General features: G+C 71.3%; 22 protein-coding genes, 1 tRNA gene and 1 pseudogene. 7 read left to right on the plus strand and 17 right to left on the minus strand.

Going from position 1 to position 15,962, the window contains the following annotated elements; genetic code table 11:
* Genes HJG52_RS09045 through bcp form a run of 3 tightly spaced genes read right to left on the minus strand, consistent with a single transcriptional unit; the run spans nt 1 to nt 1,110 of the window.
* Nucleotides 1–294, minus strand: a complete 294-nt coding sequence (locus HJG52_RS09045; RefSeq protein ID WP_171244073.1) for a GroES family chaperonin — start codon at nt 292–294, stop codon at nt 1–3.
* 19 nt (nt 295–313) lie between these two features.
* Nucleotides 314–628: a DUF3618 domain-containing protein gene (locus HJG52_RS09050; protein ID WP_171243292.1), complete on the minus strand. Its 315-nt coding sequence runs from the start codon at nt 626–628 to the stop codon at nt 314–316.
* Nucleotides 629–630: 2 nt separating this feature from the next.
* Nucleotides 631–1,110: a thioredoxin-dependent thiol peroxidase gene (bcp, locus tag HJG52_RS09055; protein ID WP_171243293.1), complete on the minus strand. Its 480-nt coding sequence runs from the start codon at nt 1,108–1,110 to the stop codon at nt 631–633.
* A 120-nt stretch (nt 1,111–1,230) separates the two neighbouring features.
* Here bcp and HJG52_RS09060 point away from each other — a divergent pair, with 120 nt between their 5' ends.
* From HJG52_RS09060 to HJG52_RS09075, 4 genes are read left to right on the plus strand one after another with little or no spacing between them, the layout of a single operon-like run.
* Nucleotides 1,231–1,920 (plus strand): energy-coupling factor ABC transporter permease, encoded by a 690-nt coding sequence (locus HJG52_RS09060; RefSeq protein ID WP_171243294.1) that lies wholly within the window; start codon nt 1,231–1,233, stop codon nt 1,918–1,920.
* Nucleotides 1,917–2,276 (plus strand): PDGLE domain-containing protein, encoded by a 360-nt coding sequence (locus tag HJG52_RS09065; RefSeq protein ID WP_171243295.1) that lies wholly within the window; start codon nt 1,917–1,919, stop codon nt 2,274–2,276. The genes HJG52_RS09060 and HJG52_RS09065 overlap by 4 nt, the downstream gene beginning before the upstream one ends.
* Nucleotide 2,277: 1 nt before the next feature.
* Nucleotides 2,278–3,039 (plus strand): cobalt ECF transporter T component CbiQ, encoded by a 762-nt coding sequence (cbiQ, locus tag HJG52_RS09070; RefSeq protein ID WP_171243296.1) that lies wholly within the window; start codon nt 2,278–2,280, stop codon nt 3,037–3,039.
* Nucleotides 3,036–3,785 carry an ATP-binding cassette domain-containing protein gene (locus HJG52_RS09075; protein ID WP_171243297.1) on the plus strand — a complete coding sequence of 250 codons (750 nt, stop codon included), beginning with the start codon at nt 3,036–3,038 and terminating at the stop codon, nt 3,783–3,785. The genes cbiQ and HJG52_RS09075 overlap by 4 nt, the downstream gene beginning before the upstream one ends.
* A gap of 33 nt (nt 3,786–3,818) precedes the next feature.
* Here HJG52_RS09075 and HJG52_RS09080 read toward each other — a convergent pair whose 3' ends face one another.
* From HJG52_RS09080 to rph, 6 genes are all read right to left on the minus strand, one after another.
* Nucleotides 3,819–5,156, minus strand: a complete 1,338-nt coding sequence (locus HJG52_RS09080; RefSeq protein WP_171243298.1) for a CoA transferase — start codon at nt 5,154–5,156, stop codon at nt 3,819–3,821.
* Nucleotides 5,153–5,770, minus strand: coding sequence for a DUF1684 domain-containing protein (locus tag HJG52_RS09085; protein ID WP_346767652.1), 618 nt, complete (start codon nt 5,768–5,770; stop codon nt 5,153–5,155). Before HJG52_RS09085 ends, HJG52_RS09080 begins: the two co-directional genes overlap by 4 nt.
* A 10-nt stretch (nt 5,771–5,780) precedes the next feature.
* The gene (locus HJG52_RS20710) at nt 5,781–6,332 is read right to left on the minus strand and encodes a GNAT family N-acetyltransferase (protein WP_240977766.1); all 552 of its coding nucleotides are present in this window, start codon (nt 6,330–6,332) and stop codon (nt 5,781–5,783) included.
* Nucleotides 6,333–6,349: 17 nt separating this feature from the next.
* Nucleotides 6,350–6,434 (minus strand) — tRNA-Leu (locus tag HJG52_RS09090).
* A gap of 38 nt (nt 6,435–6,472) precedes the next feature.
* Nucleotides 6,473–7,090 (minus strand): RdgB/HAM1 family non-canonical purine NTP pyrophosphatase, encoded by a 618-nt coding sequence (rdgB, locus tag HJG52_RS09095; protein WP_171243300.1) that lies wholly within the window; start codon nt 7,088–7,090, stop codon nt 6,473–6,475.
* Nucleotides 7,087–7,866, minus strand: a complete 780-nt coding sequence (gene rph / locus HJG52_RS09100) for a ribonuclease PH (RefSeq protein WP_171243301.1) — start codon at nt 7,864–7,866, stop codon at nt 7,087–7,089. The genes rdgB and rph overlap by 4 nt, the downstream gene beginning before the upstream one ends.
* A 74-nt stretch (nt 7,867–7,940) precedes the next feature.
* On the opposite strand from rph, the gene HJG52_RS09105 reads away from it, so the two are divergent.
* Nucleotides 7,941–8,753 (plus strand): deoxyribonuclease IV, encoded by an 813-nt coding sequence (locus HJG52_RS09105; RefSeq protein ID WP_171243302.1) that lies wholly within the window; start codon nt 7,941–7,943, stop codon nt 8,751–8,753.
* A 5-nt stretch (nt 8,754–8,758) separates the two neighbouring features.
* Here the strand turns inward: HJG52_RS09105 and HJG52_RS21580 are convergent, their stop codons facing one another.
* The 4 genes and pseudogenes from HJG52_RS21580 to HJG52_RS09120 form a co-directional block, all read right to left on the minus strand.
* A complete protein-coding gene (locus HJG52_RS21580) occupies nt 8,759–9,187 on the minus strand; it encodes a S66 peptidase family protein (RefSeq protein ID WP_346767653.1) in 429 nt (142 codons plus the stop codon).
* Between the two features lie 244 nt (nt 9,188–9,431).
* Nucleotides 9,432–9,782 (minus strand): annotated as a pseudogene (locus HJG52_RS20720) (LD-carboxypeptidase); the annotation flags it as partial.
* 12 nt (nt 9,783–9,794) lie between these two features.
* Nucleotides 9,795–10,508 (minus strand): MBL fold metallo-hydrolase, encoded by a 714-nt coding sequence (locus HJG52_RS09115; RefSeq protein ID WP_171243303.1) that lies wholly within the window; start codon nt 10,506–10,508, stop codon nt 9,795–9,797.
* Nucleotides 10,509–10,603: 95 nt separating this feature from the next.
* Complete coding sequence (locus HJG52_RS09120) at nt 10,604–11,002, minus strand: VOC family protein (protein ID WP_171243304.1); 399 nt, start codon at nt 11,000–11,002, stop codon at nt 10,604–10,606.
* 87 nt (nt 11,003–11,089) lie between these two features.
* On the opposite strand from HJG52_RS09120, the gene HJG52_RS09125 reads away from it, so the two are divergent.
* Nucleotides 11,090–11,896, plus strand: a complete 807-nt coding sequence (locus tag HJG52_RS09125) for a TetR/AcrR family transcriptional regulator (RefSeq protein WP_171243305.1) — start codon at nt 11,090–11,092, stop codon at nt 11,894–11,896.
* Here HJG52_RS09125 and HJG52_RS09130 read toward each other — a convergent pair.
* The 4 genes from HJG52_RS09130 to clpS form a co-directional block, all read right to left on the minus strand.
* Complete coding sequence (locus tag HJG52_RS09130) at nt 11,884–12,651, minus strand: MBL fold metallo-hydrolase (protein ID WP_171243306.1); 768 nt, start codon at nt 12,649–12,651, stop codon at nt 11,884–11,886. The two genes, HJG52_RS09125 and HJG52_RS09130, sit on opposite strands and share 13 nt — an antisense overlap.
* Complete coding sequence (gene murI / locus HJG52_RS09135) at nt 12,648–13,496, minus strand: glutamate racemase (RefSeq protein ID WP_346767654.1); 849 nt, start codon at nt 13,494–13,496, stop codon at nt 12,648–12,650. Before murI ends, HJG52_RS09130 begins: the two co-directional genes overlap by 4 nt.
* 195 nt (nt 13,497–13,691) lie before the next feature.
* Nucleotides 13,692–14,330, minus strand: a complete 639-nt coding sequence (locus HJG52_RS09140; protein ID WP_171243307.1) for a DUF2017 family protein — start codon at nt 14,328–14,330, stop codon at nt 13,692–13,694.
* Nucleotides 14,331–14,621, minus strand: coding sequence for an ATP-dependent Clp protease adapter ClpS (clpS, locus tag HJG52_RS09145; RefSeq protein WP_171243308.1), 291 nt, complete (start codon nt 14,619–14,621; stop codon nt 14,331–14,333).
* Between the two features lie 22 nt (nt 14,622–14,643).
* Here clpS and HJG52_RS09150 point away from each other — a divergent pair, with 22 nt between their 5' ends.
* Nucleotides 14,644–15,954, plus strand: a complete 1,311-nt coding sequence (locus HJG52_RS09150) for a nicotinate phosphoribosyltransferase (RefSeq protein WP_346767655.1) — start codon at nt 14,644–14,646, stop codon at nt 15,952–15,954.
* Nucleotides 15,955–15,962 lie beyond the last annotated feature (8 nt).

A 15,962-nucleotide genomic window follows, 5' to 3' on the forward strand; every position in this document is an offset into this window, starting at 1 on the left:
CTAGAGGTAGAGGCCGGTCTGGCCGTCGCTCACCCGGGCGGCGGCCACGGCGTGGATGTCGCGCTCACGCAGCACGACGTAGTCCTTGGCCTGCACCTCGACCTCGGCGCGCTCCTCGGGGTCGAACAGGACTCGGTCGTCGACCTCGACCTGCCGCACGTTGTGGCCGACCGCCACGACCGTGCCCCACGCCAGCCGGCGCCCGACGCTGGCGGTGGCCGGGATGACGATGCCGCCACCGGACCGGCGCTCGCCCTCGCCCTCGAGCGCGACGAGCACCCGGTCGTGCAGCATCCGGACCGGAAGGCGTCCCTCAGCCACGTCGGCGGCGCAGCGCCCCGAGACCGATCAGTGCGACCGCCGCGGCCGCCAGCGCGGCGACCCGCTCGGTGCGCAGGTCACCCGACGGCGTGCGGGTGGCCTCGGTGAACTTGGTCTTGGCACTCTCGACCTCGCGACGCACGATCTCCTTGGGTGCCGTGCGGACGTGCAGCTCGTCGACCGTGCCGGCGAGGCGAGCCCGCGCCGCGTCGATGTCCGCCTGGAGCTCGGCAACCGACTTGCTCGACTCGGCCCTGGCGGGGGCGCTGCCGTTCTGCTGGGGCTTGGGGGTGGTGGTGTCGCTCATGATCAGTCCTTCCCATCCAGGCCGAGGTCGCGCCGCAGCTTGGCGACGTGACCCGTGGCCTTGACGTTGTACCAGGCGTCGGAGACGGTGCCGTCCTCGTCGACGACGACGGTGCTGCGGATGACGCCCTCGACGGTCTTGCCGTACAGCTTCTTCTCGCCGAAGGCGCCGTACTCGTCCATGACCTTCTTGTCGGGGTCGGACAGCAAGGTGATGGACAGGCCGTCCCGGTCGCGGAACTTCGCCAGCTTCTCCGGCTTGTCCGGCGAGATGCCGAGGACCTCGTACCCCTCACCGCGCAGCGTGCCCAGGTTGTCGCTGAAGTCGCACGCCTGCTTGGTGCAGCCCGGGGTCATCGCGGCGGGGTAGAAGTAGACGATCACCTTGCGCCCGCGCAGGTCGGACAGCGTCACGCTGCCGCCCTGGTCGTCCGACAGCGTGAAGTCGGGGGCCTTGTCCCCCTTGGTCAGCCGGTCAGCCACGCTCGCCTCGCTCCTCGCGCCCAGCGTCGGTGAACCCTGGGGTAGTTGTTGCAATCCATTTGCAATAACGTGGGGTCGAGCCCCGATCATTCGACCTCCAACCTATCCCAGGAGCGCCGCGTGCACGTCCCCGACGGATTCCTCGACGTACCCACCTCCGTGGCGACGGGCGTCGTCGCGGTGGCCGGTGTCGGCTTGGCCCTGCGCGGTGCCCGGCGCGAGCTCGACGACCGCACGGCGCCTCTCGCCGGGCTCGTCGCGCTGTTCGTCTTCGCCGCGCAGATGCTCAACTTCCCCATCGGCGCGGGCACATCGGGACACCTCCTCGGGGGCGCGTTGGCCGCCGTGCTGGTCGGGCCGTGGACGGCGACCCTGGCGATCACGGTGGTGCTGCTCGTCCAGGGCACGCTCATGGCCGACGGCGGACTCACCGCGCTCGGCACCAACATCTCCCTCATGGCCCTCGTCGGCGTCTGGGTCGGCTGGGGCGTGTTCACCCTCGCCCGCCGCCTGCTGCCCAAGCAGCTCTCGTCGGTGCCCCTCGCAGCCGCCGTTGGCGCCTTCGTGTCCGTGCCGGTCACGGCCGGGACGTTCGCGCTGCTGTTCGCGGTCGGCGGGGCCGTCGACATCCCGCTCGGCACGCTGGTCGGCGCCATGGTCGGAGTCCACCTGCTCATCGGCATCGGCGAGGCGATCATCACCGCCCTGGCCGTCTCCGCCATCATCGCCACCCGACCCGACCTCGTGTACGGCGCCAAGCCCCTCGTCACCGCACGCACCCTGACCATCCGTGAGGAGCAGACCGCATGACCGGGTCCACCGACACCACCGAGCGCACCGACCCGGCGCCGACCCCGCGCCGACGGGTCTCGACCCGCGCACTCGTGCTCACCGGCATACTCGTCTCGCTCGTCCTGGCGGGCATCGTCTCCTTCTACGCCTCGTCGAGCCCCGACGGACTCGAGTCAGTGGCCGAGAAACAGGGCTTCGCCACCACGGCCGGGCAGCACGCCACGGACGAATCGCCGTTCGCCGGCTACGGCGTCGCCGGTATCGAGAACGCGCGCCTCTCCGGGGGCCTCGCCGGCGTCATCGGCGTGCTCGTCGTGGCGGCCGTGGCCTTCCTCCTGTTCCGTCTGCTGGCACGCCGCAAGAGCCAGGACTGACGTGGGCGCGGGTCACGGACACGGACTGCACTACCACGGGCACAGCGTCGTCCACCGGCTCCCGGCGCACGTGAAGCTCGTCGCCATCCTCACGTTCGTCATCGTCGTCGTGGCGACCCCCAACCGGTGGGTCTGGGCCTTTGCCGGGTATGCCGTGCTGGTGCTTGCCGCTGCGGGCGCCACCAGGGTGCCCGTCGGATACTTCGTGAAGCGAATGGTGGTCGAGGTGCCGTTCGTGGTCTTCGCCCTGCTCATGCCGTTCGTCGCCAGGGGGCCGCGGGTCGAGGTGGGCCCGTTCTCGGTGTCGGAGCACGGGCTCGTGGGGGCGTTCGGGTTGCTGGCCAAGGCGACGATCGGCGTCGTGGCCGCGTTGACCCTCGCGACGACGACGGAGCCGCGGGACCTCGTGGCCGGCCTGGAGCGGCTGCGACTGCCGCGGCAGCTGGTGGAGATCATGGGGTTCATGGTCCGCTACCTCGAGGTCGTCACCGACGACCTGCGCCGCATGAAGGTCGCGCGCGAGTCGCGCGGCTTCACTGCCCGCACCGTGTCGGCGTGGCCCGTGCTGGCCTCGAGCGCGGGCGCGCTGTTCATCAAGTCCTACGAGCGGGGTGAGCGGGTGCACCTGGCGATGCTGTCGCGCGGCTACCAGGGTCGTATGCCGGTGACGCGCCAGCTGCACGCGACGGCCGCCGACTGGCGGTTGGCTTCGCTGCTCCCCGTCACTGCCGCGCTCGTCCTCGCGGCGGGGGTGCTCCTGTGACCACACCGGTACTCGACGTCCGCGGGCTCGCCTACGCCTACCCCGACGGGCACCAGGCGCTCTACGGCGTCAACCTGCACGTCCACCGCGGCGAGCGGGTGGCGCTGCTCGGCCCCAACGGTGCCGGCAAGACCACGCTCGTGTTGCACCTCAACGGAATCCTGCTCGCCGGGGCAGGCTCGGTGGCCGTGTCAGGGATGCCCGTGGAGAAGGACAACCTGCTCGAGGTCCGGCGTCGCGTGGGGGTGGTGTTCCAGGACCCTGACGACCAGCTCTTCATGCCGTCGGTACGTCAGGACGTCGAGTTCGGTCCCGCCAACCTCGGGCTGCGTGGTGCCGAGCTCGACGCGCGGGTGACGCGGGCGCTCGACCAGGTGGGCATGCTCGACTTCATCGACCGGCCCCCGCACCACCTGTCGTTCGGGCAGCGGCGCCGCGTTGCGGTGGCCACGGTGCTCGCAATGGAGCCCGAGATCCTCGTGCTCGACGAGCCGTCGTCGAACCTCGACCCGGCGTCCCGGCGCGAGCTGGCCGACATCCTGCGCTCGCTCGACGTCACCGTGCTGATGGTGACGCACGACCTGCCCTACGCGCTGGAGCTGTGCCCGCGCTCGGTGGTGCTGTCCGACGGCGTGGTGGTGGCCGACGGGTCGACGCGTGACATCCTGACGGATGAGGCGCTCATGAAGGCGCATCGGCTCGAGCTGCCATTCGGGTTCGACCCGCGCTCGGTGCCGTCGACCTGACGGCGGCATCCCGTCTGGTGGGGTCTTCCGGTGTTATGCCCACTCTGGCTGATCGGCGCCGAAAAGTCTTCCGCTCCAGGCAAACTCGCGTGGACCACCGTCGAGCTGGAAGGCGGGCCGGGCCTGCCTGATCCGGCCCGACTCGGTGTCGGCGGTCCAGGTCCACGGCTCGACGTCGTCGACGGGTCCGCCGGGCAGGTCGAGGGCGTCGCTGCGCAGCAGCCAGTGGGCGGTGCGGGCCAGGTGTGCGCTGACCCGCCAGGTGCCACCCTCCTCGGCACGACGGCGCAGGGCGGTCGCGATGCCGGCCGCCAGCAGGTAGCCGGTGGCGTGGTCGAGGGCCTGAGCCGGCAGCGAACCGAGCTTCTCGCCGTCGGTCGACTCGATCATCGCGATGCCAGTGGCGGCCTGGACGATCGAGTCGAAGCCACGCCGACTCCCCCACGGGCCGCTCGGCGTCCAGGCGGAGAGGCTGGCGTGGATGACGTGGGCATGCTGTGCCGCAACACTTTCCGCGTCGAGGTGGTACGCCGACAGAGCGCCGGGGCGGTAGCCCGTCACGACGACGTCGGCCTCGGCGAGCAGCTCGTGCACCCGCTCGCGAGCGTGCTGATCGGTGAGGTCGACGATCGTCGTGCGCTTGCCGGAGTCGGTGTCGAGGTGCTGCGCCTCCAGCTCGGGCAGGTGGGGGTTGTCGATGCGCAGGACGTCGGCGCCCATGAAGGCGAGGGTCCTCGTCGCCACTGGGCCCGCGATGACGCGAGTGAGGTCGAGGATGCGTGGGCGACGTTGCAGGGCAACGGGTTCCGGACCGCCAGCGGCGTCCACCCTTTCGACGGCGAGCACCGGGTGCTGGTCGACTGCTGCCGCCTGCTCGCTCCCCATCCACTCCCCCAGCTCGCGCACCCGAACCGCGATGCCCTGGTCGGCGGTGACGACGTCCTCCACCTCCTGCGCCGGGCGGGACGCGATGGCAGCGCCGGCGTCCTCGCGAGTGGCGCCCTCGGACAACCCCAGCGCGCGCAGCAGCCGAGCCCGGTGGTGCGGGTAGTTGGCGTGGGTGCGCACCCAGCCGTCGGCCGCGCGGAAGAACCCGGACATCGGTGCGAATCCCTGCTGCTGCTCACCGTCGACGGTGAGCACCTGGTCACCGCGGAACGACACCGCGACCTGTCGCGGCTCGACGTGCACCCGGGCCGCGCCCGTCAGTGCGGCACCCGCAAGTCCAGCAGCCGCAACGGATCCCGCCGCCAAGGTGGCCACCGGCAAGGCGGCCGGCAGGGGCCCGCCGGCCGGGAGGTCGAGGTGCGACGCGGCATACCCCTCCTCGAGGCCCAGGACGGGGAGCAGGTCGCGCAGCAGCGGGTTCATCCGTCGTAACCCTTGGGGAGCAGCTCTCCGACAGGAACCGGCGCGTCGACCCGGTTGGCGGGTGGGGCGAGGGGGCAGACCCAGCGGTAGTCGTAGACGCACGAGGGGTTGTAGGCGAAGTTGAGGTCGAGCACCCAGGCGTCGCCGTCGCGGCCGAGGTCACTGCCCTTGACCGTGTCGAGGACGTAGCGGCCGGCGCCGTAGGTCTCGCGTCCGGCAGTGCCGTCGCGCAGCGGCAGGAACACGCCGCCGCCGTACGAGTCGAGCCACCACACCGCCACCGAGCCGAGGTCGCCGAGGGTCACCCGACCGATGCCGCTGAACGGCACCGCGCCGTCGGTGCCCGACTGGAACTGCCACGGCTCGAGGTCGGCCGGCTCGATGGGCACGGTGAAGCGAAAGGCCGGGTCGTATGCCGCGTGGCGGAGCTGCTGGCCCGGTCGCCTGGGGCTCGCGGGGTGGTGGTCGAAGAGCTCGGTCCGACCGGCGACCCACAGCGCGTGCGCGGCGGCCGGGCCAGGCTCGGCCCGCACCGCGGCATACAACGCATGCACCTCGCGCCGCCACGACGCGACCTCGAGCGGCGGCGGATAGGTGAGCTCGTCGTCGTCCACGGCATCGACGCTACCCGCGCGTCCGGCTCCCACGCCGCTCCGGGGCGTCTGCCCGCCGCCAACCCATGACAACCGTGCCGTCGGAGGCGCCGGGCCCGAGCACCCCCCATCCCTCGGACTCGTACAGGCGGCGGGCCGGGTCGTCCTCATCGTCTGTCGTCTGCAGCAGGAGGCGGTCGCTCGGAGCAGCATCCTGGATGCGCCGCAAAAGCCGGCGGCCCACACCGTGGCGCCGCACCGCCGGGACAACGCCAAGGCTCACGATCTCGAAGTGCGCACCCACCCAGGCATCCACGGCGGGCTGCGCCAGGGTCTCGCTGATCCGGTCGGTCCACCACTGGCCGCGTTCGCCGAGATACCCCCACCCGAAGGCGACAGGTCGCCCGCCGATCGAAGCAAGGCCTAGCCGAAAACTGTCCCGACGGGCATGCCTGTCCCACGTCTGCTCGAGCCAAGCACCGGCATCCGGCTGGTCACCGAACACCTCGTCGTAGACCGGCCACAGCCGCTCGCCATCCGCGCGCGAGACCTGCGTCTGCACCGCGTAGGAGACCTCGACCATGGCGTGATCATCTCAGCTGGTGCGCAAGGCGGGACTCGAACCCGCACGCCCGAAGGCACTTGGACCTAAACCAAGCACGTCTGCCAATTCCGCCACTTGCGCGCGCTGGCGAGTCTAGGTGACTCGTCGGGACTGTTGGGTCAGCCCAGCAGCTCGCGCAGGTGCGGCTCCATCGCGCGGAACGCCTTGCCGCGGTGAGAGATCGCGTTCTTCTCGGCCGGGGTGAGCTCGGCGGCCGTGCGGGTGTCGCCCTCGACGACGAGGATCGGGTCGTAGCCGAACCCGTTCTCGCCGCGCGGTTCGCGCGCGAGGGTGCCCCGGAAGTGACCCGCGGCCGAGCGCACCGTGCCGTCGGGCAGAGCCAGCACCGCCGCGCACACGAAGCCCGCGGCGCGGTGCTCGTCCTTGACGTCCGCGAGCTGGGCGAGCAGCAGGTTGAGGTTGGCGCGGTCGTCACCATGACGTCCGGACCAGCGGGCCGAGAAGATCCCCGGCGCCCCGCCGAGCACGTCCACCGCGAGCCCCGAGTCGTCAGCGAGCGCCGGAAGACCGGTATGCCGCGCGAGCGCCTCCGCCTTGAGCCTTGCGTTGCCCTCGAAGGTCACCTCGTCCTCGGTGACGTCTGGCGCATCCGGCCACTCCGAAGCCCCCACGATCTCGAGCCCCAGCTCGGCACAGACGTCGCCGAGGATCTCGCGCAGCTCGACGACCTTGTGGTCGTTGCGGGTCGCCAGGACGACGCGGCGGGCGTCGCTCACAGCGTGCGCTCCCGCGGCGTCCCGGCGAGCGCCGCCTGCTGAGCCTGGGTCAGCGCCGCGCAGCCGGCAGTCGCCTTGTCGAGCAGCGCGTCGAGCATGGCCCGGTCGAACGCGCCGTTCTCCGCGGTGCCCTGCACCTCGACGAACCGCCCGTCCCCGGTCATGACGACGTTCATGTCGGTCTCGGCGGTCGAGTCCTCGGGGTAGTCCAGGTCGATGACCGGCTGTCCCTCGACGATGCCCACCGACACCGCGGCGACCGACCCGGTCAGCGGCTGGGCATCGCGCCCGATGAGCCCCTTGGCCCGCGCGTCCTCGATCGCGTCGACGAGAGCCACATAGGCACCTGTGATCGACGCCGTGCGCGTGCCACCATCAGCCTGGAGCACGTCGCAGTCGAGCACGATCGTGTTCTCCCCCAACGCCTTCGTGTCAATGATGGCCCGCAGCGAGCGTCCGATCAGGCGGCTGATCTCGTGGGTGCGGCCGCCCACCTTCCCCTTGCGCGACTCGCGGTCCGAGCGGGTGTTGGTCGACCGCGGCAGCATCTCGTACTCCGCCGTGACCCAGCCCGTCCCCTTCCCCTTGAGCCAGCGCGGCACACCCTCGGTGAACGATGCCGCGCACAGCACGCGGGTGCGCCCGAACTCCACGAGCACGCTCCCCTCGGCGTGGTCGAGCCAGTTGCGGGTGATCCGCACCTCGCGGGTCTGGTCAGGGGTGCGGCCGTCGTGGCGCGGCTTGGCGGTCGGCTGGTTCGCAGTCGTGTCGGTCACGCGCCAAGGCTAACCGTGGGCACCCGGGCGGCCACGCGGCATACCCCGTCGGTCGTGCGTCCTAGGGTGGACCCATGGCAGCCAACCTCCCCCGCCTCGGTGCCCACGTCGACTCCGCCGACCCCGTCGGCGAGGCGCAGGCGCGCGGCGCCGGGCTCAGCCAGTTCTTCCTCGGCAACCCACAGAGCTACAAGGGGCCGGTCGTGGAGTATGCCGCGGGGCCGGCGGCGCTGAAGGAGTCCGCCGAGGCGGCCGACGTCGACCTGTACGTCCACGCGCCGTACCTCATCAACGTCGCGTCGACGAACAACCGGATCCGCATCCCGAGCCGAAAGCTGTTGCAGCAGTTCGTCGATGCAGCTGCGGAGATCGGGGCCAAGGGGCTCATCGTCCACGGCGGACACGTCGAGAACACCGCGGACGTCGACAAGGGGTTCGACAACTGGCGCAAGGCGATCGAGGCGACCGACCTCAAGGTGCCCGTCTTCCTCGAGAACACAGCGGGTGGCGACAACGCGATGGCCCGCACCCTCGAGCGGATCGCGCGTACGTGGGAGGCGATCCAGGCCGCCCCCGGCGGTGACAACGTCGGGTTCTGTCTCGACACCTGTCACGCGTGGGCGGGTGGCATCCCGCTCGCGACCGCGCCCGAGCAGATCCGCGCGATCACCGGGCGCATCGACCTGGTGCACTGCAACGACAGCCGCGACGAGTTCGACTCCGGCGCCGACCGGCACACCAACCTCGGCCAGGGCCTCATCCCCTCCGACGAGCTGGTCGCGGCGGTCAAGGCCGCCGACGCCCCCGTCGTGATCGAGACCCGCGGTGGCCTCGAGGGCCAGATCGAGGACCTCGACTGGCTCCGCGAGCGCCTCGCGGGCGCGTAGCCCGGTCAGCCCAGCCGCTGCACGATCTCACGAGTGTCGCCGTCGACGGTGACCGTCGCGAGGGCACCGTTGACCAGCGGCAGGTGGGGTGGCACGTGCCCGATCTCGAGGTCGAACACGATCGGCAGGTCGAGCCGCCCCAGCGCGTCGAGCACGGCCTCGCGCTGCGTCAGCTTCGGGGCGTCCGGTGCGTTGGTGCGCCCGACGAGCACGGCGTTCGCGCGCTCGAACCAACCGGCCAGCCGCAGCCCGTGCAGGTTGCGGCAGATCGTCGCAGCATCGTCTCCGGCCGCCTCGACGTAGACGATGAGCTCCGTCGTCGGCGTGCCCTGCGCCGAAGGCGGGAACGTCGCCGTATGGCGTTCCGGCCAGGTTGCACAGGGTCTCCACGCATCCCCCGATGAGCCGCCCCGTGACGTGCAGGCATTCGGCACCGTGCAGGCTCCATCTCCCCTCACCGACGCGCTTCCACGCCGTGGCCCGCGCGTCCTCCTCGAACCGCCACCACGTGGCGACGAGCCCGCTGTCCCGCTGCCGCACGACGTCCACCCCGGACGCGACCTCCAGCCAGCTCGCCAGACCGTCGGGGACCTCGTAGGGGGTGTCCGCGAGGTTGTCGCCGTGCAGCGTGGCCCAGCCGAGCCGGGTCGTAATGGGGAGCAGGACGGTGGACAGGTCCGAGTAGCCCACGAGCCACGTCGGGTCCGCCCGGCTGAGCGCGTCCCAGTCGAGCAGGTCGACGAGGTCGATCGCGGTCTCCCCGCCCCAGGGCGGTACGACACAGCGGATGTCCGGATCGCACAGCATCGCCGTCAGCTCGGCCGCGCGCACCTCTGCGGGCGCCGAAGTGACGCCCGCCCCGTCCATGGCCTCGCCCACGACGACGTCGTAGCCGCGGTCACGCAGCCACTGGACGCAGAAGTCGATCCGCTCCGCCTCGATCCCACTCACACCCGCTGACGGTGCGGTCACACCGATGCGGTCGCCCGGACGCAGCGGTGCAGGAATCGCGATCGTCATGGGCGCCATCCTGCCAGCGGCTCAGATGACGCCCTGCCGGGTGAGGAAGCGGCGGATGTGCTCGCGCGGGTTGACCCGCAGCTCGGTGCCGTGGGTGAACGCGGCGGTCGTGTAGTCGAGCTCGACGAGCCGCTGCGCCGTCTGCTCGTTGAGCCGGAAGTCGGTGCAGAAGGCCTTGACCGGCCACCGGAGCTGGCGCACGTTGAAGATCGAGTCGCCCGTGATGAGCACGCCGGTGGGCAGGTGCAGGTATGCCGCGTGGCCGGGAGTGTGCCCGGGCGTGTGCACCACCTGGAGGCCACCGGCCACGGGCACGACCTGGCCGTCGGTGAAGGTCTCTCCGACAGCAACCGCCTCGAACTTCGACGGGCTGAGCCGTTCCATGAGGCGACCCAGGCGCAAGCTGTGGTCGCGCGGCGGCCCCTGCCCCGCGGCGGCATACCCGGCGTCGTCCTCGTGCAGCCCGAAGTCGCGCCCGGTCACGCGGGCGACGTGCGCCGCGCCGCCCGCGTGGTCGGGGTGGGCGTGCGTGAGCAGGAGTCGGGTGACGTCGGACGGGGCGGCGCCGATGGTCTCGAGCGCGGCGATCACCTTGGGGCCGGACTTCTTCACGCCCATGTCGACGAGGGTGACCTGACCGTCGTCGTCGCGGAACATGAACCCGTTGACGAAGTCGCGGATCAGCGGGATCCGCCAGACGTTCGGGGCGAGGGGCACCACCGGCTGCCGGCTCATGCTCGCCACTGTAGGCGGGCAAGCCCACCGGTGCCGAGTGGCCGACGACGCGCCGGGAAATGCGGGCGCGTCGTCGGCCATTGAATCGGCGCGGGTCAGGCGTACTGCGGGTCGGTCGGTTCGACCCAGCTGACGAGCTGGTAGATCACGCCGTTCGGGTCGGTGAACTGGGCGTATCGCTCACCCCACGGCTCGGTCTCGATCGGCGTCACGACCGTCGCGCCGCCGCCGACGAGCTTCTCGTACTCGATGTCGACGTCCTCGACGGTGAACACGACCAGCAGGCCGTCGGCGGGCCCTGCCGCCGACGCAGGCTTGAACGTCGGCAGGCCGGTGGCGAGGTAGATCAGGTTGAAGCCGGCGTCCGGGTGGCTGAGCGACACGAACCCCTCGGCGGCCATGGCCACCTCGAATCCGAGATGCCGCTGCACCCATGACGACGACGCCTCCACATCGGCGACGTTGAGCGAAATTGCTGACTGGGTGATCTGCATGCGGATCCTCCTGTGGCTGCGGACGACACTAACTCCGTACGGTGTAAGGTAAAGGCGTCCAACGTCACGGCTGCGAGGATTGTTCCCATGCCGGAAAAGCCGGGTACCGACCCCAGCCGCGCCATGGCCCTGCTGTGGCGCAACCACCCTGCCGACCCGGCATACGCCGGACCTGACGCCGGGGCACGGAGCGCGCAACGCGGGCCAGGTCGCACCCACACCGTCGACCAGGTCGTCGACGCCGCCCTGGCGCTCGCCGACTCCGACGGTCTCGACGCGTTGAGCATGCGAGCCCTCGCGAAGCGAATCGGCCTGTCCCCCATGGCCCTCTACACCTACGTCCCTGCGAAGGCGGAGCTGGTCGACCTGCTCGTCGACACGGCATACCTGCGCATGCCACGTCCACGCTGGCGGCGCGGCACCGGCTGGCGCACCCGCCTCGCCCGCGTCGCCGAGGCGAACCGCGACCTGCTGGCCGAGCACCCGTGGCTCATCGACGCCACCGCCCTCAACCGGCCACCGCTCGGCCCTGGCGTCATGGCCAAGTACGAGCACGAGCTCGCCGCCTTCGACGACACCGGGCTCGACGACGTGACCACCGACGCCGCCCTCGCCCACCTGCTCGGGTTCGTCCAGGCCCACGCGCTCGCCACCCGCCAGGCTGCCCGTGCGACGGCTGATGCGGACGCCTCCGACGACCAGTGGTGGGCCACCAACGCGCCCCTCCTGGCCCGTGCGTTCGACCCGGCGACCTACCCGCGGGCCGTCCGCATCGGCGCAACGGCCGGAGCCGCCCAGGGCAGTGCGTGGTCACCGGACCGCGCCTGGAAGTTCGGCCTGGCCCGCACCCTCGACGGCCTGGGAGCCCTCATCGAGCGGCGTCAGATGTCGTAGGACCGACCCGCGACGGCGACGTCCAGCGGACCGGACCAGACCGCGGCAGCCTGCGCACGGCATACCTCGGGGTCGTTCCACGCGGGGATGTGCGTGAGCAACAACCGGCCCACTCCACCGGCGTCGACGGCGGCCTGCGCCGCTCGGCTCCCCGACAGGTGGATGCCCGTGGTGTCGTCGCGGCCGTCGACGAAGGCGCTGTCGGCGAGCACGAGGTCGGCGCCGGTCATCAGCGGACGCAGGTTGGGGCATGCGTCAGTGTCGCCGGTGTAGGCGAGGACCGCGCCGTCGGCCTCGACCCGGAAGCCATACGCCTCGACGGGGTGGTTGACGCGGTATGCCGTGACCACGAGCGGGCCGACCTTGGTCACCTGGGCGTCGGCGAGCTCGTCGAACCGGAACTCATGGGTCATCGTGGCGTGCTCAAGCCCGTGGTACATCAGGGCGAACCGCTGCTCGGCGTCGCGCGGCGCGTGGATCGGGAGCTGCCCTTCGACGGGGCCGCCAGGGCGGTACTTGCGGGTGACGTAGAGGCCGCACACGTCGACGCAGTGGTCGGGGTGCAGGTGGCTGATGAAGACGGCGTCGAGGTCGGCGAGGTCGAGATGGCGCTGGAGCGGCCCGAGGGCACCGTTGCCGAGGTCGAGCACGATCGACCAGGTGCGGCCGTTCTGCTCGGCCTGCACGAGGTAGGACGACGCGGGCGAGTCCGGCCCGGCGAACGACCCCGAACACCCGATGATGGTGAGCTTCACGCGACCTCCCCTGCCGTCGTGGTCGCCTCGACGACCTGGGTATGCCGCACGGTCGAGTTGCCGTAGACGTCACCGACCTCCGGTCCGAGGAAGCGGCGCGCCAGGGCGCGGAACTCCTCGGCGTCGCCGGTCGTGGTGAACCCGTGGCTGGGCGGCGGCAGGTCGGCCGGGCGCAGCGCGTCGTGGTCGGCGAGCACGCGGTAGACGTCCTTGGCCGTCTCGTCCGCGCTGCTCACGAGGGTGACTCGATCGCCCATGACGTAGGAGATCGCGCCGGTGAGCAGCGGGTAGTGGGTGCAGCCGAGGACGAGGGTGTCGACGTCGTGCTCGACCAGCGGCGTGAGGTAGTCGCGCGCCGTCGCGATCACCTCGGGGCCGCTCGTGACGCCCGCCTCGACGAGCTCGACGAACCGCGGGCACGGGACGCTCGTGACGTCGAGGTGGGGCGCCGCGGCGAAGGCGTCGACATAGGCACCGGACTGGTGGGTGCCCTTGGTGGAGATGACGCCGACCCGGCCGTTGCGGGTGGCGGCCGCGGCCCGGCGGACGGCAGGGCGAATCACCTCGACGACGGGGACGTCGTAGCGCTCGCGGGCGTCGTGCAGGACGGCGGCGCTGGCGGTGTTGCACGCGATGACCAGCGCCTTGACGCCGTGGTCGACGAGCCGGTCGAGACACTCGAGCGCGAACTCGCGGGTCTGGGCGATGGGACGCGGGCCGTAGGGAGCGCGGGCGGTGTCGCCGAAGTAGGCGACCGACTCGTGCGGCAGCTGGTCGAGCACGGCCCGGGCGACGGTCAGGCCCCCGTAGCCCGAGTCGAAGATCCCGATCGGTGCGTCACCCACGCCCCCAAGGCTAAGCGGCATACGCACGATCACCCCCACCGACGCCCCGTCTGGTGCGTCACACCGGTCACCCCGCGGCGGCGCCGCGCAACTTTCGGCCACCCGCCCGAAACCTCGGGGCTGGCCGCGACGACCGGCCGGAACTTTCGGCCACCAGCCCGAAAGCTCGGCTCCGGCCCCGCCACGGCGGCTCGGTCAGGGGCGCAGGGCGTGGGCCAAGGTCTCCTGGAGCCAGGTGAGGAAGTCGTAGACCGCCAGCGCGTACACCGCCGGGTCGTCGTCGGGGAGGCTGCTCGCCTGCTCCTCGAGCAGCTCGACGTCGTCGTCGTGCTTGAGCCCGAGCCGCTCCCCCAGCACCAGCCGCACGTCGGTCAGCGAGATGAGCACCGCCAGTGCCTGCTCCTGGTCGAGGCTGACCTTGTCGTCCTTGCCACCGGCAGGCGCCGACAGCGCGGCGATCGCGGTCGAGAGGTTCGCCGCCTTGCGCGATCGCAGCCCGTCCTCGGTCAGCCGCCGGAACTCGGCTGCCATCTGCTCGTCTTGCCGGTTCGCGGTCGGCAGCAGCCGGTCGAGGGCCGGGTCACGCGGCGCCGGCACGTCGCCCGACAGGTCGGGCACCTGGTCGTCCGCCGACAGCGACACCCCCTGCCCGATACCACCCAGCCCGGCCACGATCCGGTCGAACTCGTCGCCGCCCTCGGCGACCGACGCCGACAGCGTCTCCGGCGCGACCAGCTCGAGCACCTGCTCCATCAGCCCCACGACGAGGCCACGTTCGACGGCATCGAGCTTCGCGGCATACCGACCGTCACGTCTCTTGAACCCGCGCGCCACTCAGTCGTCCTTCTGGAAGGTGGCCCACAGGCCATAGCCCTGGAGCGCCTCGGTGTCGGTCTCCATCTGCTCGCGGCTGCCGTTGGAGACGACCGCGCGGCCCTTGACGTGGACGTCCATCATCAGCTTCTCGGCCTTGGACTTGGGGTAGCCGAAGTAGCTCTGGAAGACGAACGTCACGTAGGACATGAGGTTGACGGGGTCGTTCCAGACGAGGGTGATCCAGGGGGTGTCCGCCTCGGTCACCTCGTCCGGCGACACCGTCTCCTGCTCGGTGGGGGCGATGGACACGGCTCCACCATAGGCTGCCTGCGTGCCCGCTCTCACGCCCAGCACCGCCCTGCTCACCGACCACTACGAGCTGACCATGGTCGAGGCCGCCCTGCGCAGCGGGGCCGCATCGCGTCGGTGCGTCTTCGAGGTGTTCGCCCGCCGCCTGCCCGAGGGGAGGCGCTACGGCGTGGTCGCCGGGACGGGGCGGCTCCTCGAGGCCATCGAGGCATTCCGGTTCGGCGAGGCGGAGCTCGAGGCGCTGCGCGGGGTCGTCGACGAGGCCACCTTGTCGTTCCTCGCTGGCTACCGCTTCGAGGGAGACATCTGGGGGTATGCCGAGGGCGAGGCCTTCTTTCCCGGCTCACCGGTGCTCGTGGTCGAGTCCGACTTCGCTCACGGCGTCGTGCTGGAGACGCTGGTGCTCTCGATTCTCAACCACGACAGTGCAATTGCGTCGGCGGCGTCGCGAATGACCTCGGCCGCTGGCGATCGGCCATGCATCGAGATGGGGTCTCGCCGCACGCACGAGGAGGCGGCCGTCGCAGCCGCGCGGGCGGCATACATCGCGGGTTTCGGCACGACCTCGAACCTCGAGGCGGGCCGACGCTGGGACGTGCCGACGGCGGGGACGGCGGCGCACGCGTTCACCTTGCTGCACGACGACGAGCGGGCGGCGTTCAAGGCGCAGATCGAGACGCTCGGCAAGGGCACCACGCTGCTGGTGGACACCTACGACGTGCCGAAGGCCGTGGAGACGGCGGTCGAGCTGGCGGGGCCTGAGCTGGGCGCCGTGCGGATCGACTCCGGTGACCTGCTCGTACAGGCGCGCGAGGTGCGCGAGCAGCTCGACCGGCTGGGGGCGACGAAGACCAAGATCGTCGTGACCTCCGACCTCGATGAGTACGCCATCGCCGCCCTGGCCGCCGCTCCCGTGGACATCTACGGCGTCGGGACGTCCCTAGTGACGGGGTCGGGCGCGCCCACCGCCGGGATGGTCTACAAGTTGGTGGCCCGCGAGGACGCCTCCGGTTCGTTGGTGGGCGTGGAGAAGAAGAGCAAGGACAAGCAGTCGGTGGGTGGTCGCAAGTACGCGTTGCGGCGGCGCAACGCCCGCGGTGTCGGCGAGGCTGAGGTCATCGGCATCGGCGAGCCACCGGTCGACGACGGTGACGACCGGTCGCTGCTCGTTCCGCTGATGCGGGCCGGTGAGGTGGTCGACCGCGAGGCGCTTTCGCTGGAGAAGGCGCGCACGCGGCATACCGAGTCTCGAGCCGAGCTGCCGGCGGCGGCCCGCCGGCTGCAACGCGGCGAACCCGCCATCCCCACCATCTACGACGCCGGTTCGAGGTAAAAACGCCG

The organism is Knoellia koreensis, assembly GCF_013041615.1.
In the GTDB taxonomy this organism is placed as follows: Bacteria; Actinomycetota; Actinomycetes; order Actinomycetales; family Dermatophilaceae; genus Pedococcus; species Pedococcus koreensis.